The following is a 22867-nucleotide window of genomic DNA, read 5'->3' as shown; positions in this document are numbered from 1 at the left end:
AAGTGAGAACAATTATCATTAAATAAAAATGCGCTAGTCGTTAAGCTTGCCTGCCGGCTCTGGCGGGCAGACATAAAAAGCCCGGCATCTGCCGGGCTTTTTAACGGGCCACAAAGTCGGGGCCATAAAAGCGGCGCCTGGGGTTGCCGCGCTCAAGGGCTTGGTGCTGCTGCCAGCGAGCCTGCTCCTCGGCGCTTTGCTGGGCCGCCGCCAAGGCCGCCAGCTTATGGGCGATAAGCGCCCGGGCCAGCCGCTTATTGGCATGCTGGCTGCGTTCACTGGCTACCCAGACACTGATGCCGCTTTGGCGATGGGTGGCCTGGATAGCCGACTCGGTTTTATTGACATGCTGGCCGCCAGGGCCACCCGCCTTGGTGGCCTTGAATGTAATGGCATCGTCAAACACCGCCTCTTGCGCCACAAAAAGCTGCCCCGAGAAGTACCAGTTTTTACGCCTATGGCCGGGGCGAAGCCCGCTTTCGCAATGCCACAACATCGGCCCTTGCCACGTTTCACAAAAGGCTTGGGCGCCTTCCCCCTGCACTGCCAGCAGCAATGATTTCAGGCTCTGCGGCACATTACCGGGCACCGATTCCAGCGCCGCCAGCGTCAAGCCACGCTCACTCGCTTCTGCCTCAAGGCGCCTGGCCGCCAGCCATACGGCGCGGGCGCATTCGTCAGGGCCCTGGCCTGCGGAAAGTTGCAATAGATGCATCAGCAGCACTCCCCTTGCGTTTTGAAGGTCAGCACCGGCTTGAGCCTTGCCACCAGCTCCACCAGCCCGGCATCGAGCAAGGCCTCAATCACCGTATGGCAAGGCTTGTAGGCCTGGGGCGCTTCGTCAAACAGCAGGGTTTTGTCATTGCAAATCACCTGGCTGCCAAAGGCGGTGCGCAGCAGATCTTCGCGCCGATACTTGTGGCTAAGCCGGCTTTTGCAATCGCCCCGCTGCCATTTTCGCCCGGCGCCATGGGCCAGGGAGGAGAGCCCAAGTTCGCTTTGGGCGGGGCGCACCAGATAGCTGTGGTCGCCTCTGGAGCCAGGGATAACCACCAGCCCCTGGGTGCTTGGGGTGGCGCCTTTGCGGTGCAGCCACCCCTCGCCGGTCTCGCTGACCAGGTTGTGATTTACATCCAACAGGCAATGCCCGCTGCTGCCGATGGCGTCCATAAAACGCCGGGCAATCAACTCCCGGTTAAGCTCGGCCCAGCGCAGCGCCTGATTGTGGCGAGCAAGGTACAGCTCAGCCTCCTCGGTGTTTGCAATGAGGCCCTGGTGGCCAAAGGCCGCCAGATGCTGCTGCAATACCGCCTGGCCAAGGCCCCGAGAACCCGAGTGCACCAACAGCAACAGCTGCTTTGGGTCCAGCAGGTCTTTTTGATAGAGGCGCTCCACCGCCTGGAACTCGGCAAAGTGATTGCCGCCACCAATGGTGCCAAGGGCGCCGTCGTATCCGTGCTCGCTCACTCCCAGGGCCGCTTTGCGCTCGGCCACCAGGCTGTGCCAGCTTTCATCCAGCGGTCCTTCAACGGCGTCAAGGCGCCTGGCCAGTTTGTCGGGCTTGGCCTTGGCAAGGGGCACATCGCATTGCCACAGCGCCATGCCGCAGCCGATGTCGTTGCCCACCAGCGCCGGGTAAAAGCGCTCGATGCTTAAAAAGGCGGCGCCCACAGGGTAACCCCGGCCCGGGTGCAGATCAGGCATGCCTACCACCCGCACCATGCCGGGCAGTTCTGCGGTTTTTTGTAACTGTTCGATAGCCAATCCTTCCACCCAGGTACGGGGTGAGGCGATCAGCGAAACCTTGTCAGACAGTGTCTGGACTGAATTGCCCATATACCAATTCCATCTGTTAATTACATTCAGAAGTTAATTGGCAGGCCGGGAAAACGCGGGGCTTTAGAAAAGAAGCGAAAGGTCAGCCACGGCCTGCAAAGAGTGTATGTTGTTGGTTCATCGTCATATCTCCTTTGCAGTAAGTGGTTGATAAAGATGGCGCGCACTCTAATGGGCCTTGCCTAAAAAAGCAACTGCCAGCGGCGCATTTTTGCGCCATGATGGCGCTTCCTTACCCACGGAATTACACCAATGAAAAAAACCTTGCTGCTCTTTCCCCTGGCTTTGGCACTTTTTGGCTGCGGCGGCGTGGAGGCCCTGAAACAGGGCTTGGCCCAATCACAGGCGATTTCAACCGACCTGAAAAAAGCCCTGGCCACCGACAACCTGGTAAGCATGAATTGGCAAAATGGCGCTTTGAGTAATGTCACCGTTACCTTTAACACCATTCCCAAAGAGAAAAACCTCGACGACATCTACCAAAGAGCCAGCGCCGTGGTGGCAGCGCACCTTAGCGAGCGCCCGCAGCAGTTGGTGATTGCCTTTGCCCTGCCGCCAGCCCCAGGGGAAGCCAAGACCTTGGTCGCATTGCCAAAAGAGGCCAATGCCGATAAAGGTTAACCCTTCGAACGGCTGAAAAAACAACGGGAAACCCTGCCATGTCCCTGGTTCTTATTCTGCTGGCGATCATCGCCTTTATCGTGGTGGCCACCACCAAACTGAAGATGCACCCCTTCCTGGCGTTGCTGCTGGCCGCCTTTATCGCGGCCTTTGCCTACGGGCTGCCGGCGGCCAGCATTGCCAAGACGGTGTCCAGCGGTTTTGGCGGCATCCTTGGCTACATTGGCCTGGTGATAGTGCTGGGCACCATCATCGGCGTGATCCTGGAAAAGAGCGGCGCCGCCATCACCATGGCCGACACCATCATCACGCTTTTAGGAGAGCGTTTTCCGGGGCTGACCATGAGCCTTATCGGCTATCTGGTGTCTATCCCGGTGTTTTGCGACTCGGGCTTTGTCATTCTCAATTCCTTGAAAGAATCCCTGGCCAAGCGCCTTGAGGTGTCCAGCGTGGCCATGAGTGTGGCGCTGGCCACCGGCCTTTATGCCACCCACACCTTTGTGCCACCCACCCCTGGCCCCATCGCCGCCGCCGGTAACCTGGGGCTGGAGAGTAACCTGGGCTTGGTGATTGGTATCGGCCTGGTGGTGGCGGCGGTGGCGGCGCTGGCCGGGCTCTTTTGGGCCAGCCGCTTTAAAACCGTGGACCCAGACGGCAGCGAACACGAGCTTAACCACCAGGATTGGCAGGCCCTTCGCGCCTCTTACGGCAAACTGCCCAGCACCTGGCAGGCGTTCTCGCCCATTTTTGTGCCTATTTTGCTTATCTGCCTTGGCTCGGTGGCCAAGTTCCCCAGCCATCCTTTTGGTGAAGGCGGCCTGTTAACCCTGTTCACCTTCCTGGGCGATCCGCTGCCAGCGCTGCTGATTGGCCTGCTGCTGGCCGTGCCGCTACTAAAAGGCGACAGCAAAGCCGAGGCCTTTGGCAACGCCATTACCGAAGGCATCAAAGCCGCCGCGCCCATTTTGCTAATAACCGGGGCCGGCGGCGCCTTTGGCGCGGTATTAAAAGCCTCGCCCCTTGGCGATTACCTTGGCGCCACCCTCTCGGCCTGGGGCGTGGGTATTTTGATGCCGTTCTTGGTGTCGGCTGCGCTCAAAACCGCTCAGGGTTCCTCCACTGTGGCGCTGGTCACCACCTCGGCTTTGGTGGCGCCCATGTTGGCGCAACTGGGGCTCGACAGCGAAATGGGCCGGGCGCTCACGGTAATGGCCATTGGCGCCGGTGCCATGACGGTATCTCACGCCAACGACAGCTTCTTCTGGGTGGTGTCGCAATTTAGCGGCATGAAGGTGGGCCTTGCCTATCGCGCCCAAACCATGGCCACTCTAGTGCAAGGGGTTACCGCCATGGTGCTGGTGTACTTACTGAGCCTGGTGCTGCTTTAAAGGCAGCATGTAAGAAGCCTCGGCAGAATGCCGGGGCTTTCGTATTGAGCAAACAAAATCAGCCAAAGCTAAATAAAGGCATTTTGCCATGGGCAGCGACGCCAATGGCCGCTAGTATGTTCACAAACCAATACACAATTCAGACAAAATGCGGTTTGGTTGCAGGTTAAAGTCCAATGCCTATTCCAGTTAAAACTGATTTAGCCAAGCTGGTTAACCAGCTGCTGGATACGGTTTTTGTCGTTGATGAAGCCGGTCATATCGTTTTTGTCAGCCAGTCTTGCAAGGCGCTGCTTGGCTATGGCCAGGAGGAACTGGTTGGCACCTCTATCCAAGAACTGATGCACCCTGAGGATATCGAACGCACATTAGCAGCGGCGCAGCGGGTGATGAATGGCAAATCTCACACCGATTTTGAAAACCGCTACCTGCACAAAAATGGCCAGGCAGTCGATTTGCAATGGTCTGCCCGGTGGGCGAGCGAAGAAAAATTGCGGATTGCCGTTGCACGCGACGTTACCGGCCTAAAAAATGCTCAGCGGTTTCGAGCTGCTCTTTATATGGTCACCCAGGCCGCGCACAGCGCCGACAACTTAGGCGCGCTATGCAAAGTCATAACCGAGGTGGTTACGCCATTACCCTGGATTGAACAGCTGCACATTCTGTTTTTTGATAAAAAATCGCAACGACTTTATCACCCGCTGGGGCCGGCCAGCACCGATGGCCCATTGCGACCGGGCACAGCCTTAGAGAAAGTGTTGGGCCAAGGCATTGCGATTAAAGCCAAGCGCCACCCTGAGCTACCGGCTCAGGGCCTACTGCGCACTGGCCCTAGCAACTGGTTGGCAGTACCGCTGCTGCGCTCCCAAGAGGTACTGGGGGCTGTGGTGTTGGAATTTTCAGAAAAGGTTTCTGCAAACGCCCGTGAGCAACTGCAATTTCTGGCTAGCCAACTGGCTGCAACTCTGGAGCGCAAGCAAGCAGACGACCACCTGCGTTACCTTGCTCTACACGACGCTCTGACAGGCTTAGCCAACCGCGCTCGTTTCTACGACCTGCTGCAAAGCAGCCTGATCCAACAACAGCCTCTGGCCTTGCTGTATCTTGATCTCGATGATTTCAAAGCTATTAACGATAACTTTGGTCACCACTGGGGCGACCAACTACTGTGCGAAGTAGCCTGCCGGCTGCGCCAAAACGCCCCGACCGATACCGTGGTAGCCAGAATGGGCGGCGACGAATTCACCCTGTTGCTTCCGGGCAAATACAGTAATGAGAGCCTGGCAGTACAGCTTCGCTGCCTTAAAGCCGCTATGGCCCTGCCTTTTGATATAGGCGGTCAGCCGCTGCGAGTAAGTTTTAGCCTAGGCTTTGCACTTTCCCCTCAACAAGGTATGGAGCCGGAGCAGCTGATGCGCCAAGCCGACGGCGCCATGTACCGACAGAAACGCCAACGCCAGGCCTGATTTAAGAAAAGCGGGCACAAGCCCGCCATTTACTTACGGGCGATCACCCAAACGGCGTGAATAATACCGGGAATATAACCAAGGCAAGTCAGCAGGATATTGAGCCAAAACGCCAGCCCGATACCCACCTGAAGAAACACCCCCAAGGGCGGCAGGATGATGGCAAAGATAATTCGTATCAAATCCATGAATAGCCTCCTTTTCGAGTTGCTTTAGTTTTAACAGCTCACCGCCCCCCTTACCCCCAAAGCCTTGGTTTTGTTCAGCAATAGCCCAGTTAAATCGCCCTACCTCTTTCTTTAATCAAAAAGGTTTAACTGACTCGCCGCGCTGGGTTTTAAGGCTGTGCGGCGGAAAATACTGGTCAACACCAAGCTATTGGCTTGAGGCTGACGGCCCTGGAGTTTTTAAGGTCGGGAAGACAAATGTCCCTTTTAAAAGATGCCTTTGCCAAGGTCTGGTCGCAGCACAATATCGACATGATACTGCCCGCCTTTACCAATGCCCGGCTTTATGTGGTGTGCGCCGAAGCCCAGCCCGGCGAATTAACGTTATTTCACACCCGCTTCCCAACCCCGAGCGCTGGTGCATCAACGCTTCACAAAGCGAGGCCGCTTTTAATAGCATCCCCTAGCCCAAACAGGGCTACACCAGCTTAGAGAAATAATAGGGGGCATATATGGACGCCCCGTTTTTTGCAACTGTCGATGAAAAGCGGTTTACGGACACATATCCGGCATCGTTATAGCGCCAAAGATTGGCACTGCGCCTTGATGTATTCCGAATGCCGCCGCCTTTACACCCACTCGGCCTCTAAGGCGCTGGTCTGTTATCAGGCTCTGGCGAAACCGGTTAACCGTTTATCATCAGGTGTTGCAAACTCAACGCCTCGAAAACCAGAAGGTCTGGTACAAGGAAGTGCTCGGCTGGATGGACAAACACACCGGCAACACCGAACCGGCGGCCGACGCCAAAAAATAACGGTTACCCGCGATTGAAAAGGCGCCCTGGTGGCGCCTTTTTTGTCGATATTTGATGGGCTTAGCTTTACTTGCCATGGGCAGGGTCGTTAAGGTTAGGTTCAAGCTGGGCTGCGCTAAAGGGCTGCCTAGGCCGATGGCAGGGAAGGCATCAGCAAGTTGGAGGCTGCGATCCAAGGGCGGTAGCGTGGGTGTTGGATGTGCCTGCCGGCACGGCTGATTGTTCGCGGGGGGCGCCCAGCTGCGAGTTACTTTTACTCGGCCCCACGCTTCGCTGCTCCTTCGCCTCTGGTCGTTCTCAGGACATCGGTTCATACGCGCTCTCGGCACGTATTCGCCTGCACCTGGGCGGCCCCCTGCCATCCTGTCTCAGCTGCCCTTTCACTTCCGGCAGCTCAGCGCTGCGCTTAACGGGACGAAAGAGCCTCACCCCGGTAGGCATGGCAGACTGTCAGATAGAGGTTGCGTCGTTCAGGTTTTTGGATGGGCACACAGTATATCCAGTCGAAGTTTGGCAATCTGGCACCTTTATTACGCACCCTTGGCTCATATATTCCGATAGGGTGTCTACAAGGTGTTGATTAATATAAGTTAGTAATGAGGTCCGACTTCAAGATAAGAAGCCGGTCCAACCAGCAAAAGAAGCTGGCGCGTTTTCACGCAAGACGATCAATAGAGTCGTAGATATCGTTAGGAAAATCAGATGGTTAAAACCGACATTCTAAGTGATCTGATGAGTGAAAACGAGCCAGCTTCATAACTATTGTTAGGCATAAATGGAATAAAGTATGTCAAATGAAATGATTGACGCATTAACTAGAGGGATTGGAGTCGAGCTTGGCAAGCCTATTCGAATTGCCTTCTTTGAAAAAGAAAAGCTATTTATGAAGAACGCCGCCTTTCAGCAATGCACTAGCTGGCAGAAGCAACTTATTACTGATATGGCTGCACTATCTATCTTCAATCAGTCAGTTATTCTCCCGTATCATGGTGCAAGCAATTTTTATAGTGATTCAAAAAAATCGGGGGTCACCAGGGTTCGAGTTGGTTCCCAACATATAGATAGAGAGTTTATTGCTTCAACTTCAAGAATCACTCGCCAATTCTTCGCGATCATTAGTGAATATGAGATTGATATTAATCATCTTCACATCTCTAATATTGCTGTTTTCGTGAATTTTTGGAAAGAAAGATCAAGAAACTATGGCTAAGTCACCGTACAAGGACAGAAAGCAACTGCTAAAAGATATTTCGTCATTTACAACAAGAAATGGCGCATTCTTTAAGCAAAATGCAAAACGAATGAGCGATCTATTTGAGATGTCTGTCTACAATGACGCAGTCAAGTACTACCGCCGAAAGAAATACACAATCTCAATAAATAATTTAATGCGAGATGGAACCTTTAAATACAAACTCACACCCGCAGGTTTGAGTGAGAATTTCTCGTACTTTGTTGCAACCAAGAAAAATAATAAACAGCCTGATGATGTTGTCGAAATCCACCACAACATCAAAGTTCAGTCACACCATGATTCGCATATCTATTTCACTGCGGACGTATCAGTTACCAATAAAGATGGCGTAACAACGCAAAAACAAAAGAATAGGAAGTCACATAGCTTCATACCCAGCAACGCTTTGTTAACATTTTTCGAGGTTAAGAATATGAACCCATTTCCTGAGGTTCTCTTTAGCTTCACTGGCATACTCTACGAGGTAAAACCAGAATTTGTTATTAACTCTTCAGCTTTAGGTATCTCTACTGGCAAGAAGCACTTGACTCCATCATTAGTTTTTTCTGGTTCTGGAGGTGCGCACGTAGAATCTGTTGCAGATAAGTTGGGGAAACGATACGGTTGCAATATTATTCGAGGACTTTACGCGAATAAGGGAAAAATTTATTCATACGACAAACTTAGGTCATATGATGCCTAACAATTACATCAAGATCGCTTACTCGCGTTCGCTGGGACGCTCCGCTTCGCTGCGCGCCCCTTATGTGTAGCGTTATACAACAGAAGGTAATTTCTATTGAAAATCATCAGCATATTTAACAATAAGGGCGGTGTTGGAAAGACAACCTATCTCTTTCATTTAGCACATCTTCTTGAGCGCGCTGGGAAGACGGTTCTTATTGTTGATCTAGATAGCCAATGTAATGCATCCGCTTACGCTCTAAATGAAGCCGACTTAGAGAGAAGCTGGCGAACAGATCGAGGGAACAGCATTTGGAATGCAATTGAGCGAGTATATAGCGGCATGGGGGATATTAGGCAGCGGCGTCCATCCAACATAAATCCTGCATATCCAAATCTATATCTGGTCCCAGGAGATATCGCGCTCAGTAACTATGAAGACCGGCTCGGAGATACTTGGAACAGTGCAAAGGGCGGCGATGAGCCCGCCCTTCGTGTCCAATCAGCAATATTCAGGTACATACTTTGGTGCGCTCGCGAGGTCAATGCAGATATTGTAATGCTTGACCTCGGACCAAATTTGGGCTCATTAAATCGTGCGGTACTTTCGGGGAGTGACTATTTTATTGTCCCCATGTCTCCTGATCTTTTCTCAATCAGAGGAACAGAGAATCTCGGAAACAAACTGGTTTTATGGCGTCAAAACTGGGATCAATGCAATCAATCCTGGCACGGCAACAGTCTGGAAATTCCAACGGGCAAGCCCACATTCCTTGGTTATGTAATGCAGCAACACAACATACGTCAGAATGATGCCGGAATGACAAGAGGATGGGGAATTTTTGGCGGAAGAGTTGAGCAAGCGGTCCAAGAAAACATCATAGATAAACTTAGACCAATCGGGCAGGTTCATGACTGGGGTAATAACAACTGGAATCTTGGTCAAATTCCAAATCTTCACAGCCTTGTTCCATATTCGCTCGAAGCCAGAAAGCCTGTTTTTGATTGCAATAGCACAGACGGCCTAAACGGCGCACATATAAGCAGAGCGAGAGATTCTCGGCAGCATTTCTTACCAATTGTTCAGAAGATTCTCGCTGTTGTATAACAAATCGCTCAAAGCCGAACTGATACACGATAATCACTTCGGTACGGTAGCGTCACTGCGCCAACAAGTAGGCCATTACATCCAGCATTTTTACAACAAGGTGCGGCTGCACAGTAGCCTCGATTACGTATCACCGATACAGTACGAGAAAGCCGCTTAATAACAACTGCGTGTCCGTTTTATCGGGTGAACATCACCGCAAGCGGGCTGGGACCTCAAAAGCTACGCTTTTTCGGCCCCTTAGTTGAGCGTTATATGGCCAATGCGAAAACCGAGTAGTATATGACATTAGATGAGCTAGAAAAAAAATGTGTTTTCCGTTACAGAACAATGAATAAAAACACAATGAACGAGGTGCTTAACGAAGAAATATGGCACTCCACCATTGATGGACTTAATGATCCTTTCGAATTTCCAATCACGCTGGATTGGAGCAATCTAAAAGACTGTGATAATGGTGTTCTGGCGAAGTATGCTCTGCATTTTAAAATACTACCGACCAATGAAATGGCTGCATACTTTTTACGTGGAATGTCAGATAAAGTTCGTGAGATAGTAGTTTCAAATTTAGATAAATTGAAGATTTCGTTGCCGGAGTATTATGGCGGTTTGTTTGTTGCGTGTTTTAGTAAAAACATGAGATCACCACTTATGTGGTCTCATTATTCAGATGGTATGAAAGGGGTTTGTATTGCTTATGATAGGAGCCGACTGGAAGAGTCTGAACTGTATGATTTGCGCCCGGTTCAATATAACGAAGCCCCACTAAAACTAGATTATACACACCTACATATGGTTGATGCTGGCGATGAATTCAAATGTTTCGATTTTGTAAATAATGAACAATCCCTTGCGAAGGGGTACTTAGTTCGATTGGTATCGTATGATTATCTTTATCAAAAGCACAAGCGGTGGAGTTATGAATATGAGCTGAGAAATATAATTGATCCAAATAATAGTCGATCAAATCCAAAATTTGGCAATGCGATTTCGCGCCCTAAAGGAGTAATATCAGCAATAGTTATTGGTAGCAAGATGAAGAAAATTCACATCAATATGGTTAATAAATACTGTGATTTTCATGACATTCCAACTTATGTTGCCTCACCTAAGTTTGATGACTATTCAGTAGAAATTAAGCCATATAAAAAGTGACTGTGGCGTTCTGTCAATGAATTAAGCCTCTTTTTCAGTCCATTTCTCGCCGTTTTTAACCATGGTATTGAGGATGACAATGAGCTTTCTCATACAGGCGATGAACGCGACTTTAGGAAGCTTTCCGGCGGCTTTGAGGGGGTTGTAGTAACGGCTAAATACCGGGTTGCACTGGATGGCAGACATCATCGCCATAAACGTCACGGTACGCACCCGGTGGCGGCCTCCTCGGATACGACGCTTGCCCTGGTATGAGCCACTCTCCTTGTTCATGGGAGCTACGCCGACAAGGGCAGCTATCTCTTTTCGATTAAGGGCAAGCGGTATGAACAGCTTCAAACTCGAACTGCATCCCTCAGAACTGAAATTAGTGCTAGAAGGGTTGATGCAGCTGGAAAACAGAGATGGCAGAACGCTGTGCAGCCAGTGACGATCCGGATGTTGTAGCCGACACAGGGAATGATTCAATCGAACTTAGGTTGCTACTAAAGCCGCCACAGGAACGGGCCGTTGCAACTTATGGTCAGAGCATTCTTAACTTTCCTCGAGACGAGCTATAGCACGCTGCCTTCCTTACTTTAATAAGGGTATATCCATTGCTATCCACAAAAACGGCGCCCTTAGGCGCCGTTTTTTATTCCTTCAATAACACCAAGCTCAGAACGAATAATCCCCCTCGTCCTGCCCAAAATCCGGCATGCCGTTTTTATCCCAGGAGATGCGCTTTAACCGCGCGTCGCGGTTGGGGTCGTCCAAAGGCGAGCCTTTAAGGTCGCGGTAGTAGCGGGCGTGGTAGACCAGGATGTCTCGGCCCTGGCTGTCTTGGGTGAAGCTGTTATGGCCGGGGCCAAAGCGTTTTAGCGTGGCGTTGGTGGTGAGCACCGGTTTGGGGAGTTTGTGCCAGCTGTTGGCATCTAACAGATCGGCGCCGTCTTTGGCCCAGAGCATGCCCATGGCGTAGTTGGCGTCGGTGGCGGACGCCGAGAAGGTAACAAACACCTTGCCGTGGCTTTGCAGCACCGCCGGGCCTTCGTTAACGGAGTAGCCGATGGTCTCCCAAGGGAGGGTTGGCTCGCTGATGCGGGTTTGTGGCCCCAGGCTGGTGGGGCCGGTCAGCTCTGCGATATAGAGCGCCGAGTTGTATTTTTTGTCCGGCGGGTGCTGGGCCCAAAGCAGGTAGTTTTTGCCTTGGTAGTGAAACTGGGTGGCGTCGAGGTTGAAAGTGTCCCACTGGGTTTGCATCCGCCCCAGCACTTGCCAGTGGCCGGTGGTGGGGTCTGGGCTTTTATTTTCCAGCACTTGGGTGCGCACCTGAAAGGGCTGCTTCTCAGAACCCACCGCCACATAGAGATACCAGGCGCCATCAATAAGGTGCAGCTCTGGCGCCCACACAAAGCCCGCCAGCTTGCCGTGGGCAGGGCGCTGCCAGGCGGTAACTTCCGGGGCGTTGGCCAAGCCTTCAAGGCTTGCGGCCTTTCGCAGCACTACTTTGTCAAAGCTCGGTACCGAGGCGGTGAAGTAGTACTGACCACCGGTTTTTATCACCCAAGGGTCGGCCCGCTGGGGGATAAAATCGGCCAGCGCCTGGGCTGAGACCAGGGCGGCCAATAGCGCCAGCGCCTTAACCATGGCAAACGGCCTCGGCATCGATAAGGCCCCGGTAGGGGGTTTCAAAAATGAGCAGGCTGCCAGCCAGGGGCTCGGCTAAAAGCTGCTGTTCGCTCAGGCCATCGGTGGCGGTGGTGACAAACAGCAGGTTCATCTCCGGGCCGCCCAGGGCCACGCAGGTGGGCTGGGAAACCGGCAGCGGGTGGATGCTGTCCAGCTCGCCATTGGGGGCAAAGCGGGCCAGGGCACTACCGCCCCACAGCGCGCAGATAAGGTGGTCGTCGGCGTCGATAATGGCGCCGTCAGGCTCGCCTTGGGGCACGGTGGCAAAGTGCCTGCCCTGCCCTACTTCGCCGCTTTGCGGGTCAAACTCGTAGCGCCAAATCTCTTTGGAGGGCATGTCGGTGTGGTACATGCGCTTGGAATCGCTGCTCCAACACAGGGCATTGGGAATACGCAGGTTGTCGATTTGCGCCACGCAGTCTTTGCCGTCAAGGCGGTAGAGCACGCCGCGCTGCTGGCCTTGGTCGTCCTCCACCATGGTGGCCGACCAAAACCGGCCCTGGCGGTCGAGACGGCCGTCATTGAAGCGGTTACCTTCGATATGGGCCTCGGGGCGGGCCAGCCATTCGATATGGCCCGATTGCGGCCAGCAATAGGCAAAGCCGGATTTAAAGCTGCCGAGGATCTTCACCGGCTTGGTTTCCAGCACTGTAAAGGCGGTAAGGCCCTCGGGCAGGGTCCAGTGGGAGAGGATTTGCTTTTGCCAGTCCAGCCGGTACAGGAGCTGGCCGTGAATATCGCTCCACCACAGGCTTTGGCTGGGGGCATGCCACAGCACCGACTCGCCCAATATATTTTTTACATCAAGGGTTTGAATAAGCTTAAGCATGGGCAGCGCGCCTTAAGGTCATGACCTTTTGCAAGGCAATAAACACGAACAGCAAAATGCCGATAACGATTTTGGTCCACCAACTGTTGAGGGTGCCGTCAAAGACGATGTAGGTCTGGATGGTGCCCATCAGCAGCACCCCCAGCACCGTGCCCAGCACATAGCCGGAGCCGCCGCTTAGCAAGGTGCCGCCAATCACTACGGCGGCAATGGCGTCCAGCTCGGTGCCGATGCCAGTCAAGGCGTAGCCCGAGAAGGTGTAGAAGGTAAACACAATACCGGCCAGGGCCGCCAGGAAGCTGGAGATGGCGTAAATGCCGATGGTGGTGCGCGCCATAGGCACCCCCATCAGCGCCGCCGATTGGCTGTTGCCACCCAGGGCGTAAATGTAACCGCCAAAGCGGCTGTAATGGGCCAGCAAAAATACCGCCGCCAGCACCACAAACAGAATGAGCGCCGAGCAGCTTAGCCAGGCCCCGCCGGGCAGGTTGATGCCAAACTCAGACACCGCATCGTAGAAAGGGTCTTCAATGGCGATAGACTGCTCGCTGATGGTGGTAGCCAGGCCCCGGGCCAGGAACATGCCAGCCAGGGTAACGATAAAGGGCTGCAACTTGTAGTAGTGGACAAGGCAGCCCATCAGGGCGCCAAAGCCGGTGCCAGCCAGCAACACTACCGCAAAGGCCGCCAGCGGGTGCCAGCCAAGCTTGGTAATAAGCACCCCGCACAGCACACCACTTAGGGCGATGACCGCCCCCACCGACAAATCAATGCCGCCAGAGAGAATAACCAGGGTCATGCCCAGGGCGGTTATCAGCAAAAAGGCGTTGTCGGTAAAGAGGTTGGCAACCACGCGCAGGCTGCCAAAGCCATCAAATTGGACTGCCCCTACCGCAAACATCACCACGAGCAGCAACGCGGTAATGCCAAGGGGCAGATAACGACTGGATATCATTTGGACCTCCCGGCCAGGCGCTTGAGCTGAGCACGAAACTGCGTTGATTGCAGCAGCAGCACCAGCAGCACCACCAGGGCTTTGATAAGCAGGTTAAAGCGGGGATCGATACCGCTAACGATGATGGTGGTAGAAAGGCTCTGAATAATGAGCACCCCCACCAAAGACAAAGGAATGGAAAAGCGCCCGCCGGTTAAGGACGCACCGCCAATCACCACCGCCAAGATGGCGTCCAGCTCCAGCCACAGGCCGGTGTTGTTGCCGTCGGCGCCCTGGATATCGGCGGTGGCTATCATCCCGGCCAGCGCCGCGCAGGCCCCGGCCACCAGATAGGTAAAGAGCTTAACGCCCCGGTCGTTCACCCCCAGGTAGCGGCTGGCGCTGGCGTTGCAGCCCACCGCCTCGATAAAGAGCCCAAGGGCAGTGCGGCGCAGCAGCGCCTGGCAGATTACCGCCACCAGCAGCACCAGCCACACCGGCATGGGAAAGCCCAAAAAACTGCCGGAGCCCAAAAAGGCAAAGCCGGCATCTTGGAAGGTGACAATTTGCCCGGCGTTAATGAGCTGGGCAATGCCGCGCCCAGCCACCATCAGCAGCAAAGTCGCTACGATGGGCTGGATGCCCATGTAACTGACCAGGGCGCCGTTGACCAGGCCGCAAATCAGGCCCGTTGCCAGGCCCGCTGCAATCACCAGCGGCAGGCTGGCACCGGCGACCAGCAGGTTGGCGCACACCGCCCCTGCCACCGCCATTACCGCCCCTACCGACAAATCAATGCCGCCAGTGGCTATTACCAGGGTCATGCCGATGGCCAGCAGCGCCACCGGCGCGGCGCGGTTCAAAATATCAATGGGGGTACCAAAGAGGCGGCCGTCTTGCAGGTGAATGCTGAAAAAGCCGGGGTCCAGCACCAGGTTTACCGTCAGCAGCAGCGCCAGGGCCAGCAGCGGCCAGCCGTAGCGGGGGTTAAAGCGCAGCCCGGTTTTAGGCGCCTTGGCCGGCGCTTGTTGTTCTAGGGTCATGGGTTTGTTCATTTCAGGCCTCGGCAATGGCATGCATGATGCGTTGCTCGGAGATCTCCTCGCCCTTAAGCTCGGCCACTTTTTTGCGGTCGCGCATCACCACTACCCGGTTAGCAAAGGCCACCAGTTCTTCCAGCTCGGAAGAAGCCACCAGCAGCGACATACCGTCTTTACACAGGGTTTTGATGAGCTTGAGGATCTCGGCGTGGGCGCCGATATCGATGCCACGGGTGGGCTCGTCGAGGATCAACAGTTGCGGATCTGTGGCCAGCCAGCGAGCCAAAATCACCTTCTGCTGGTTACCGCCGGACAGCTCGCCAATGGCCTTGACGGCATTGGGGGTAGCCACCTTGAATTTCTTGATGAAATCCTCGGCCAGGGCCTGCTGTTTGGCGGGGCTGATATAGCGCCACCAGCCTAGGCGCGCTTGCAGCGCCAGGATGATGTTCTCGCGTATCGACAGCGGCCCGATAATGCCGTCGGCCTTGCGGTCCTCCGGGCACAAGGCAATGCCGGCGCGAATGGCGTCGCGGGCACCGGTAAGCTTCAGCCGCTCTCCGGCCAGCACCATCTCGCCCCGGCTAAGGGCATCAATGCCAAAAGCGGCGCGGCAAACCTCGGTGCGCCCCGAGCCCAGCAAGCCTGCCAGGCCCACCGCTTCACCCCGGCCAACGTTTAAGGTCACGCCGTCAATGGAGCGCGCCGCGCTCACCTCACGCATCTCGAACAGCAGCTCTGGAATGTCAGCCGCGGCCGCGCCCTGGTGGCCGGTCATGCCTTGCAGCTCGGCCCCCAGCATGGCTTCAATCAGCTTGGTGCGGGGCAGCTCGCGGGTGAGATATTCCCCCACCAAGGTGCCGGAGCGCAGCACCGTGATGCGGTCGGACACCGCATACACCTGGTCGAGAAAGTGGGTGATAAAGACGATGGCAATGCCGTCTTTTTTGAGCTTTTCCAAAATGCTGAACAGCATCGCCACTTCGCCTGCGTCGAGGCTGGCGGTGGGTTCGTCCAGCACCAGCACCTTGGCGTCCATGCCCACGCCGCGGGCTATGGCGATCAGTTGCTGCACCGCCACCGAGTAGTGGTTAAGGGGGGCGGTAACGTCAATATCCAGCTTGAACTGGGCCAGCAGCGCCTGGGCATCGGCCGCCATTTTGCGCCAATGAATAAGCCCAAGTCGCTTGGGCTCGCGGCCCAAAAAGAGGTTATGGGCCACCGACAAATTCGGCAGCAGGTTTACTTCCTGGTAGACGGTGGCGATACCCAGATCCTGGGCATCTTTGGTGCTGGCCGGGGTTATCTCGGCGCCGCCAAGGCGGATATGGCCGGCGTCCTTTTGGTAGGCGCCGGTCATGACTTTTACCAGGGTCGATTTACCGGCGCCGTTCTCGCCCAAAAGGGCGTGTACTTCGCCGGCAAAGAGCCGCAGGTTAACCCCCTGCAGCGCTTTGACACCGGGAAAAGCCTTCTCAATACCGGTCAGGGCCAGTAACGGGGTTGGCTCGCTCATGACCCATTCCCTTACTGCTGACGGCGCTTGGCGTACTCGGCGGCGGCGGTGTCTTGGCCGAACACATCGCCGGTGGTGCTGATGAGCTTGGGAATGTCTTTACCCTCGCCTTTGAGCACTTTTTCTACCACGTCGTAAGCCGGGGCGCCCAGGTGCGGGTTGAGCTCAACGGTGATGTTGGCATCGCCATCGGCCATGGCCTTGAAGTAATCCGGCACACCGTCAACAGACACTACCAGGATGTCTTTGCCGGGCTTGAGGCCTGCTTCTTTGATGGCCTGGATGGCGCCAAGGGCCATTTCGTCGTTGTGGGAGAACAGGGCGCAGATTTGCTTGGGATCTTCGGCTTTGAGGAAGCTTTCCATCACCTCTTTACCCTTGGCACGGGTGAAATCGGCGGTTTGGCTGCGGACGATCTTGGCGCCGGGGTATTTGGCAATGGCTTCACGGAAGCCCTTGGCGCGGTCGATGGCGGCGGTGGCGCCCACTGTGCCTTGCAGCTCGACGATATTGCACTTGCCGCCGGTTTTGTTCATCAGCCAGTTGCCCACCTTTTCCCCTTCTTCTTCGAAGTTGGAGGCAATGCGGGTGACATAGAGGTTGTTGCTGGCCTTGATGTTGCGGTCAAGGATGATAACCGGAATATGGGCCCGCTTGGCTTCGCGCAGCACTGGGGTCCAGCCGGTTTCTACCACCGGGGCGATAATGATGGCATCTACCCCCTGGGCGATAAAACCGCGCACAGCGCGAATTTGGTTTTCCTGCTTTTGCTGGCCGTCGGAGAATTTCAAATCGATGCCGCGCTTTTGGGCTTCGGCTTTCATGTCTTCGCTAAAGGCGGTGCGCCAGCCACTTTCTGACCCCACCTGAGAAAAGCCGACGGTGATGGCGAGTGCGCTGTGGCTGAGGGCCAGAAGGCCTGCCGCGAACAGAGCTTTGAATTTCATTGTTTCCCCCTACTACTGCTGACTGTTGGTTATGGGTTTTAGGTCACGCTGAACCGGTAAATGCTGCGCTGGGTGTATTGCTGATGGGCTTTGACCAGCACGCTGGGAAAGCCGGAGTGGTTGATGGCATCAGGGTGGATATGCGGCTCAAGGCAAATGCCGCCGTGGCGGATAAGCGCCCGGCCCTCGCCGCCCTTGATGGCGCCATCGAGAAAATTGCCGCTGTAGAACTGCACACCGGGCTCGGTGCTCAGCAGTTCCAGGGTCCGCCCGGATTTGGGGTCACGCAGGGTAGCGATAAGTTCGGGATCGGCTGCTTTCTGATCCCGCGCTACCCAAAAGTGGTCGTAGCCACCTTTGACGGCCTCAATCTCCAGGCCAATGGCCTTGGGCTTTAGAAAATCCATGGGCGTGCCTGCCACTAAGGGCAGCTCGCCGGTGGGAATAAGTTCGCCGTCTACGGCGATATAACGCCCGGCGTGTAAGGTCAGCTCCTGGCCTAAGACATCGCCGGAGCCTGCCAGGTTGAAATAGCTGTGGTTGGTGAGGTTGATGGGGCCGTCGGCATCAGACTCGGCGGCGTAATCAATGGTGATATCCCCTGCCTCATCAAGGCTGTAGGACACCTGGGCCTTGAAGTTACCCGGGTAGCCTTCGTCGCCGTCTTCACTTTGGATAACAAAAGTCACCCCTACCTTGCCCGCCACTTGCCAGGACCAGCTGTCCCAAAAGCGCTTGGACAGCCCCTTGGCGCCGCCGTGCAGGTGGTTGTTGCCGTCGTTACGGGTGAGCTGGTAGCGCCGGCCTGCCAGTTCAAACTGGCCTTTGCCGATACGGTTGGCGCAGCGCCCCACCGTTACCCCGAAAAAGTACGGGTTGGCGATATAGAGGCTGGGGTTTTGGTAAGTGAGGGTAACGTCTTTGATGCCGTCGTTGCCCGGCGCCTTGAGCGACCAAACGGCGGCGCCGAAGTCGCTCAGGGTAACCGAAAGCCCTTGGCCGTTTTCCAGGGTGTAGAGGGTAACCGGCTTATCAAAAGCCGGTTCCTGCAATTCCCTTTGCGTGACGGTCAGCGCCATCTTAGCCTCCGATGGCGCCGCTGGTGCGCTCACCGTTCACCCAGCGGCTAATGCCCCAGGCATTGCCGTTTTTGAGCGGCTCTGGCAGCAGATCGTGCGGGTAGTTCTGGAAGCAAATGGGGCGCACGAAACGGTCGATGGCCTTGGTGCCCACCGAGGTAAAGCGCGCATCGGTAGCCGCCGGGAAGGGGCCGCCGTGCATCATGGCGTGGCACACTTCCACCCCGGTGGGGTAGTTGTTAAATACCACCCGGCCCACTTTTTCTTGCAGCATGGCCAGCAGCTCTGGGTAGTGAGCCAGCTCTTCGCTGGTGGCCTGCAAAGTGCCGGTGAGCTGGCCTTTAAGGCAGCTTACCGCCTGGGCCAGCTCGCTGGCGTCGGCGCACTGAATCACCACCGAGCTCGGGCCGAACACCTCTTCTTGCAGGTGCTCGTTGGCAATGAAATCGGCGCCGTTGACGGTCAGAATTTGGGCCTGGCCGCAAAAACCTGCGCCCTCAGCGGCTTTACCTTTGGCGGCAATGGTGACGCCTTTTTGGCCCGCCAGGTGCTCGGCGCCTTTGCCGTAGGTGTTGGCAATGCCTTCGTTGAGCATGACGCCGGCCGGCACATCACCGAGCTTGGCGCTGGCGGTTTCAATAAAGGCGTCAAGCTCGCTGCCTTTGATACCCAGCACCAGGCCAGGGTTTACGCAAAACTGGCCCACGCCCAGGGTAAGGGACCCAACAAAGCCTTCGGCAATACCGGCGGCATTGGCTTTAAGGGCCTCTGGCAATACCACCACCGGGTTAACCGAACCCATTTCGGCAAACACAGGGATAGGCTCGGGGCGCTGGTTGGCCAGATTAAAGAGCGCCATACCGCCGCCCAGGGAGCCGGTGAAGCCCACGGCTTTAACCTCGGGCGCTGTTACCAGCGCCGCGCCTACATCCTTGCCCGGGCCGGTGACAAAGGAGAACACCCCGGCAGGCAGGTTGCAGGCTTTCACAGCTTTAGCCAGGGCCTGTGCGACCAGTTCACCGGAACCCGGATGGGAGTTGTGACCTTTGACGATCACAGGACAGCCGGCGGCAAGCGCAGAAGCGGTATCCCCACCGGCCACGGAAAAGGCCATGGGGAAGTTGGAGGCGCCAAAGACCACTACCGGGCCAATGGGCTGCTTGTAAAAACGGATATCGGCGCGCGGCAGCGGCTGGCGATCGGGCATGGCCAAATCAATGCGGGCGTCCAGGTATTCGCCGTTTTGAATGGTGCTGGCAAAGAGTTTGAGCTGGCCACAGGTACGGCCACGCTCACCTTCCACCCGGGCGCGGGGGTAGCCGGTTTCGGCCATCAACCGCTCTAAAAGCTCGTCGCCCAGCGCCATTATCTCGTCGGCACAGCGCTCCAAAAAGGCGCCACGTTCTTTCAGGCTGGTGGCGCCAAAGGCGTGTACCGCGGCTTTGGCGGCAGCGGCGGCGGCTTTCACCTGCTCGCCGTCGGCAAAGGTCAGGGTGGGTTCGATTTTCTGGCCGGTGGCGGGGTTAACACCCTGGTATTCGCCGCCTTTGCCTTGTACCCATTCGCCGTTGATCAGTTGCTTACCGGTAATGCTCATAACGCTAAATCCTTTGTCTGTGAATTCGGCCGCCTTGGGGCGGCACGCTCAGCTCGGCCAAGGGCCTTAGATCCAGCCGCCGTCGACCACAAAGTCTTGGGCGGTGCACATCTTGGCGTCGTCCGAGGCCAAAAACAGCGCCATGGCGGCGATGTTTTCTGGCATCAGGGGATCTTTAACACATTGATTTTTTTCGATGTCTTTTTTCGTTTCCGGGGTCACCCACAGCTTTAGCTGACGCTCGGTCATCACCCAGCCTGGGGTCAGGGTATTAACCCGGATATGGTCGCCGCCCATGTCGCGGGCAAGGCCACGGGTCAGGCCCAACACCGCTGACTTGGAGCTGGTGTAACCGGGCATGCCGCCTTGGCCTTCGTGCCAGCTCATGGAGCCGAAGTTGATGATGGAGCCGCCGCCCAGGGCCTTCATTTGCGGATACACCGCCTGGCAGCAGAAGAACTGCGGGCGCAGGTTGATGTTGATGCGCTCATCCCAGTACTCGGGGGTGACTTCACGAAAATCGTGGCGGGTGTCGCTGGCGGCGTTGTTAACCAGCACCCCGATATTGCCAAGGGTCTCGCCAACGCGGGCGATCACCGCTTTAAGCGCAGCGATATCGACAATATTGCAGGGGTAGAAGTGGGCCAGGCCCTGGCCCAGCTCGTCGTTCAGTTTGGCAGCCAGGGCCTCGCCTTCATCGGCCAGGATGTCCACAAAGGCCACCTTGGCGCCCTGGCGGCAAAAGGCCTCGACCAGGGTGGCGCCGATGCCGGAGCCGCCGCCGGTGATAAACACCACTTTGCCATTGAGGCTGGGGTATTGGTTGGTCAAATCCATCTTGGCCATCCTTAATGGGAATGTTTGGGTACGTCGGCGCCGCGGCAACCTACCAGGAAGTCGAAATCGCAGCCCTCATCAGCCTGCAATACCCGCTCGCGGTACATCTCGAGGTAACCGCCGGTGCGGGCGATCACTCGGCTGGCTTTCAGTTTTTCAAGGCGGTTGGCCAGCTCTTCATCGGACACTTCCAGGTGCAGCAAGCCCTCGTAGGCGTCCAGCTGGATGAAGTCGCCGTTGTATACTGCGGCCAAGGGGCCAAACTCCATGGCCTCGGGGGCCACATGCAGCACCACGGTGCCAAAGGCGGTGCCGCTCATGCGCGCATCGGAGATACGCACCATGTCCTTAATGCCTTTTTTCAGCACCTTGGGCGGCAGGCCCATATTGCCCACTTCGGCCATGCCCGGGTAGCCCTTGGGCCCGCAGTTCTTCAAGACCATGACGCAGGTTTCGTCGATATCCAAGTCAGGATCGTTGATGCGTGCCTTGTAGTCGTCGAAATCCTCGAACACCACGGCGCGGCCACGGTGCTTCATCAGCTCGGGGCTGGCGGCAGAGGGCTTGAGTACGGCGCCACGGGGCGAGAGGTTGCCACGCAGAATGCAGATGCCGCCGCTCTCTACCAGGGGGTTGTCCATGGTGCGGATAACGTCGTCGTTGTAGCAGGGGGCGTCTTTGGTGTTTTCCCAGATGGATTTGCCGTTCACGGTCAGCGCGTCTTTGTTGAGCTTACCGGTCTCGCCCATACGGCGGTGCACCACCGGCAGGCCGCCAGCGTAATAGAACTCTTCCATCAGGTACTTACCGGACGGCTGCAAGTTGACGATGGTGGGCACGTCGCGGCCGTAGTGCCAGTCTTCCAGGCTCAAGTCCACACCGATGCGCCCGGCAATGGCTTTTAAATGGATAACGGCGTTGGTGGAGCCACCGATGGCGGCGTTGGTGCGAATGGCGTTGATAAAGGCGTCGCGGGTCAGCACCTTGGACAGGGTTAAGTCTTCATGGACCATCTCGACGATGCGCATGCCAGAGAGGTGCGCCAGCACGTAGCGGCGCGAGTCCACCGCCGGAATGGCGGCGTTGCCCGGCAGGCTGGTGCCCAGGGATTCGGCCATACAGGCCATGGTAGAGGCGGTGCCCATGGTGTTGCAGGTACCGGCGGAGCGGGACATGGAGGCCTCGGCGTCCATGAATTCCTGCAAGGTGATGTTGCCGGCCTTGTATTCCTCGTTAAGGCGCCACACCAGGGTGCCGGAGCCTACGTCCTGGCCGTGGTGTTTGCCGTTCAGCATCGGCCCGCCGGTGACCACGATAGTGGGCACGTCACAGCTGGCGGCGCCCATCAGCAGCGCCGGGGTGGTTTTGTCGCAGCCCACCAGCAGCACCACGCCGTCGATGGGGTTGCCGCGAATGGCCTCTTCGGTGTCCATGGCGGCCAGGTTGCGGGTCAGCATGGCGGTGGGGCGCAGGTTGGACTCACCGTTGGAAAACACCGGGAATTCCACCGGAATGCCGCCCGCTTCACGAATGCCGTTTTTCACCCTTTCAGCGATTTGACGGAAATGGGCATTGCAGGGAGTGAGTTCGGACCAGGTGTTGCACACCCCGATAACGGGGCGGCCGTCGAAGTGGTGATCAGGAATGCCTTGGTTCTTCATCCAACTGCGGTACATGAAGCCGTTTTTGTCGTTGGTACCGAACCAACTGGCGGAACGGAGTTTCTTTTTGTTGTCGCTGCTCATTGTGTCGCCCACTGACAATTAGTAATACAATAAGATCTATGTGTGCATGTTTACGTCTTCGTCGTATTTTGTCAACTGCACTAAAGTCGAACGGTTGGCGCCAGGCGCCGCCCCGCCGGGCAAGAGAAAAAGGCCACACACCTTTAATAACAAGGCCTGCAATGCCAAGCGCAAAGCAAATCCGCCTTTGGGCTTGCCT

The 22867-nt window shown here is 56.0% G+C and carries 21 protein-coding genes and 1 pseudogene; 8 read left to right on the top strand and 14 right to left on the bottom strand.

What is annotated here, in order from left to right; translation table 11 throughout:
• Window positions 1-100 precede the first annotated feature (100 nt).
• Both prfH and AC22G1_RS03870 read right to left on the bottom strand, forming a co-directional pair.
• Window positions 101-715, bottom strand: a complete 615-nt coding sequence (gene prfH / locus AC22G1_RS03875) for a peptide chain release factor H (RefSeq protein WP_487315595.1) — start codon at window positions 713-715, stop codon at window positions 101-103.
• Window positions 715-1836 carry an RNA ligase RtcB family protein gene (locus AC22G1_RS03870; protein WP_487315594.1) on the bottom strand — a complete coding sequence of 374 codons (1122 nt, stop codon included), beginning with the start codon at window positions 1834-1836 and terminating at the stop codon, window positions 715-717. Before AC22G1_RS03870 ends, prfH begins: the two co-directional genes overlap by 1 nt.
• Before the next feature lie 252 nt (window positions 1837-2088).
• On the opposite strand from AC22G1_RS03870, the gene AC22G1_RS03865 reads away from it, so the two are divergent.
• The 3 genes from AC22G1_RS03865 (at window position 2089) to AC22G1_RS03855 (ending at window position 5311) form a co-directional block, all read left to right on the top strand.
• Window positions 2089-2457, top strand: a complete 369-nt coding sequence (locus AC22G1_RS03865) for a hypothetical protein (protein ID WP_487315593.1) — start codon at window positions 2089-2091, stop codon at window positions 2455-2457.
• A 38-nt stretch (window positions 2458-2495) separates the two neighbouring features.
• Window positions 2496-3845 carry a GntP family permease gene (locus AC22G1_RS03860; RefSeq protein WP_487315592.1) on the top strand — a complete coding sequence of 450 codons (1350 nt, stop codon included), beginning with the start codon at window positions 2496-2498 and terminating at the stop codon, window positions 3843-3845.
• 176 nt (window positions 3846-4021) lie between these two features.
• Window positions 4022-5311 carry a diguanylate cyclase domain-containing protein gene (locus AC22G1_RS03855; RefSeq protein WP_487315591.1) on the top strand — a complete coding sequence of 430 codons (1290 nt, stop codon included), beginning with the start codon at window positions 4022-4024 and terminating at the stop codon, window positions 5309-5311.
• Window positions 5312-5340: 29 nt separating this feature from the next.
• Here AC22G1_RS03855 and AC22G1_RS03850 read toward each other — a convergent pair whose 3' ends face one another.
• A complete protein-coding gene (locus AC22G1_RS03850; protein WP_083446035.1) occupies window positions 5341-5499 on the bottom strand; it encodes a YqaE/Pmp3 family membrane protein in 159 nt (52 codons plus the stop codon).
• A 1580-nt stretch (window positions 5500-7079) separates the two neighbouring features.
• Between AC22G1_RS03850 and AC22G1_RS03845 the strand changes: the two genes are divergently transcribed.
• The 5 genes from AC22G1_RS03845 (at window position 7080) to AC22G1_RS03825 (ending at window position 10473) form a co-directional block, all read left to right on the top strand.
• Entirely contained in the window at window positions 7080-7502 is a 423-nt protein-coding gene (locus AC22G1_RS03845; protein WP_487315590.1) for a hypothetical protein, read from the top strand.
• Window positions 7495-8229, top strand: a complete 735-nt coding sequence (locus AC22G1_RS03840; RefSeq protein ID WP_487315589.1) for a hypothetical protein — start codon at window positions 7495-7497, stop codon at window positions 8227-8229. The genes AC22G1_RS03845 and AC22G1_RS03840 overlap by 8 nt, the downstream gene beginning before the upstream one ends.
• Window positions 8230-8325: 96 nt before the next feature.
• Window positions 8326-9318 (top strand): ParA family protein, encoded by a 993-nt coding sequence (locus AC22G1_RS03835; RefSeq protein ID WP_487315588.1) that lies wholly within the window; start codon window positions 8326-8328, stop codon window positions 9316-9318.
• Window positions 9311-9478: an IS3 family transposase gene (locus tag AC22G1_RS03830; RefSeq protein ID WP_487315587.1), complete on the top strand. Its 168-nt coding sequence runs from the start codon at window positions 9311-9313 to the stop codon at window positions 9476-9478. The genes AC22G1_RS03835 and AC22G1_RS03830 overlap by 8 nt, the downstream gene beginning before the upstream one ends.
• Window positions 9479-9600: 122 nt before the next feature.
• Window positions 9601-10473, top strand: a complete 873-nt coding sequence (locus tag AC22G1_RS03825; protein ID WP_487315586.1) for a DUF2971 domain-containing protein — start codon at window positions 9601-9603, stop codon at window positions 10471-10473.
• Between the two features lie 21 nt (window positions 10474-10494).
• On the opposite strand, the pseudogene AC22G1_RS03820 reads toward AC22G1_RS03825, so the two are convergent.
• From AC22G1_RS03820 to AC22G1_RS03770, 11 genes and pseudogenes are all read right to left on the bottom strand, one after another.
• Window positions 10495-10788 (bottom strand): annotated as a pseudogene (locus AC22G1_RS03820) (transposase); the annotation flags it as partial.
• Between the two features lie 342 nt (window positions 10789-11130).
• A complete protein-coding gene (locus AC22G1_RS03815) occupies window positions 11131-12102 on the bottom strand; it encodes a glycoside hydrolase family 43 protein (protein WP_487315585.1) in 972 nt (323 codons plus the stop codon).
• Window positions 12095-12973, bottom strand: a complete 879-nt coding sequence (locus AC22G1_RS03810) for an SMP-30/gluconolactonase/LRE family protein (RefSeq protein ID WP_487315584.1) — start codon at window positions 12971-12973, stop codon at window positions 12095-12097. Before AC22G1_RS03810 ends, AC22G1_RS03815 begins: the two co-directional genes overlap by 8 nt.
• The gene (gene yjfF / locus AC22G1_RS03805) at window positions 12966-13925 is read right to left on the bottom strand and encodes a galactofuranose ABC transporter, permease protein YjfF (protein WP_487316684.1); all 960 of its coding nucleotides are present in this window, start codon (window positions 13923-13925) and stop codon (window positions 12966-12968) included. Before yjfF ends, AC22G1_RS03810 begins: the two co-directional genes overlap by 8 nt.
• Window positions 13925-14950 (bottom strand): ABC transporter permease, encoded by a 1026-nt coding sequence (locus AC22G1_RS03800; RefSeq protein ID WP_487315583.1) that lies wholly within the window; start codon window positions 14948-14950, stop codon window positions 13925-13927. The genes yjfF and AC22G1_RS03800 overlap by 1 nt, the downstream gene beginning before the upstream one ends.
• A gap of 13 nt (window positions 14951-14963) precedes the next feature.
• Window positions 14964-16463 (bottom strand): sugar ABC transporter ATP-binding protein, encoded by a 1500-nt coding sequence (locus AC22G1_RS03795; protein WP_487315582.1) that lies wholly within the window; start codon window positions 16461-16463, stop codon window positions 14964-14966.
• 11 nt (window positions 16464-16474) lie between these two features.
• Entirely contained in the window at window positions 16475-17410 is a 936-nt protein-coding gene (locus AC22G1_RS03790; protein WP_487315581.1) for an ABC transporter substrate-binding protein, read from the bottom strand.
• 38 nt (window positions 17411-17448) lie between these two features.
• Window positions 17449-18489 carry an aldose epimerase family protein gene (locus AC22G1_RS03785; RefSeq protein ID WP_487315580.1) on the bottom strand — a complete coding sequence of 347 codons (1041 nt, stop codon included), beginning with the start codon at window positions 18487-18489 and terminating at the stop codon, window positions 17449-17451.
• Window position 18490: 1 nt separating this feature from the next.
• A complete protein-coding gene (locus AC22G1_RS03780) occupies window positions 18491-20086 on the bottom strand; it encodes an aldehyde dehydrogenase (NADP(+)) (protein ID WP_487315579.1) in 1596 nt (531 codons plus the stop codon).
• Window positions 20087-20152: 66 nt separating this feature from the next.
• On the bottom strand, window positions 20153-20923 hold the full coding sequence (locus AC22G1_RS03775; protein ID WP_487315578.1) for an SDR family NAD(P)-dependent oxidoreductase: 771 nt from the start codon (window positions 20921-20923) through the stop codon (window positions 20153-20155).
• 11 nt (window positions 20924-20934) lie between these two features.
• A complete protein-coding gene (locus AC22G1_RS03770; protein WP_487315577.1) occupies window positions 20935-22668 on the bottom strand; it encodes an IlvD/Edd family dehydratase in 1734 nt (577 codons plus the stop codon).
• Between the last annotated feature and the right edge of the window lie 199 nt (window positions 22669-22867).

This window comes from Gallaecimonas zhanjiangensis, from assembly GCF_057624825.1.
The sequence above is the reverse complement of the archived record's forward strand: the minus strand, read 5'-3'. Positions and strand labels throughout refer to the sequence as shown.

What these genes read in the sequence shown, in the direction of transcription:
- prfH (WP_487315595.1), bottom strand. Translation starts at nt 715, where the DNA reads ATGCATCTATTGCAACTTTCCGCAGGCCAGGGCCCTGACGAATGCGCC.
- AC22G1_RS03870 (WP_487315594.1), bottom strand. Translation starts at nt 1,836, where the DNA reads ATGGGCAATTCAGTCCAGACACTGTCTGACAAGGTTTCGCTGATCGCC.
- AC22G1_RS03865 (WP_487315593.1), top strand. Translation starts at nt 2,089, where the DNA reads ATGAAAAAAACCTTGCTGCTCTTTCCCCTGGCTTTGGCACTTTTTGGC.
- AC22G1_RS03860 (WP_487315592.1), top strand. Translation starts at nt 2,496, where the DNA reads ATGTCCCTGGTTCTTATTCTGCTGGCGATCATCGCCTTTATCGTGGTG.
- AC22G1_RS03855 (WP_487315591.1), top strand. Translation starts at nt 4,022, where the DNA reads ATGCCTATTCCAGTTAAAACTGATTTAGCCAAGCTGGTTAACCAGCTG.
- AC22G1_RS03850 (WP_083446035.1), bottom strand. Translation starts at nt 5,499, where the DNA reads ATGGATTTGATACGAATTATCTTTGCCATCATCCTGCCGCCCTTGGGG.
- AC22G1_RS03845 (WP_487315590.1), top strand. Translation starts at nt 7,080, where the DNA reads ATGTCAAATGAAATGATTGACGCATTAACTAGAGGGATTGGAGTCGAG.
- AC22G1_RS03840 (WP_487315589.1), top strand. Translation starts at nt 7,495, where the DNA reads ATGGCTAAGTCACCGTACAAGGACAGAAAGCAACTGCTAAAAGATATT.
- AC22G1_RS03825 (WP_487315586.1), top strand. Translation starts at nt 9,601, where the DNA reads ATGACATTAGATGAGCTAGAAAAAAAATGTGTTTTCCGTTACAGAACA.
- AC22G1_RS03815 (WP_487315585.1), bottom strand. Translation starts at nt 12,102, where the DNA reads ATGGTTAAGGCGCTGGCGCTATTGGCCGCCCTGGTCTCAGCCCAGGCG.
- AC22G1_RS03810 (WP_487315584.1), bottom strand. Translation starts at nt 12,973, where the DNA reads ATGCTTAAGCTTATTCAAACCCTTGATGTAAAAAATATATTGGGCGAG.
- AC22G1_RS03800 (WP_487315583.1), bottom strand. Translation starts at nt 14,950, where the DNA reads ATGACCCTAGAACAACAAGCGCCGGCCAAGGCGCCTAAAACCGGGCTG.
- AC22G1_RS03795 (WP_487315582.1), bottom strand. Translation starts at nt 16,463, where the DNA reads ATGAGCGAGCCAACCCCGTTACTGGCCCTGACCGGTATTGAGAAGGCT.
- AC22G1_RS03790 (WP_487315581.1), bottom strand. Translation starts at nt 17,410, where the DNA reads ATGAAATTCAAAGCTCTGTTCGCGGCAGGCCTTCTGGCCCTCAGCCAC.
- AC22G1_RS03785 (WP_487315580.1), bottom strand. Translation starts at nt 18,489, where the DNA reads ATGGCGCTGACCGTCACGCAAAGGGAATTGCAGGAACCGGCTTTTGAT.
- AC22G1_RS03780 (WP_487315579.1), bottom strand. Translation starts at nt 20,086, where the DNA reads ATGAGCATTACCGGTAAGCAACTGATCAACGGCGAATGGGTACAAGGC.
- AC22G1_RS03775 (WP_487315578.1), bottom strand. Translation starts at nt 20,923, where the DNA reads ATGGATTTGACCAACCAATACCCCAGCCTCAATGGCAAAGTGGTGTTT.
- AC22G1_RS03770 (WP_487315577.1), bottom strand. Translation starts at nt 22,668, where the DNA reads ATGAGCAGCGACAACAAAAAGAAACTCCGTTCCGCCAGTTGGTTCGGT.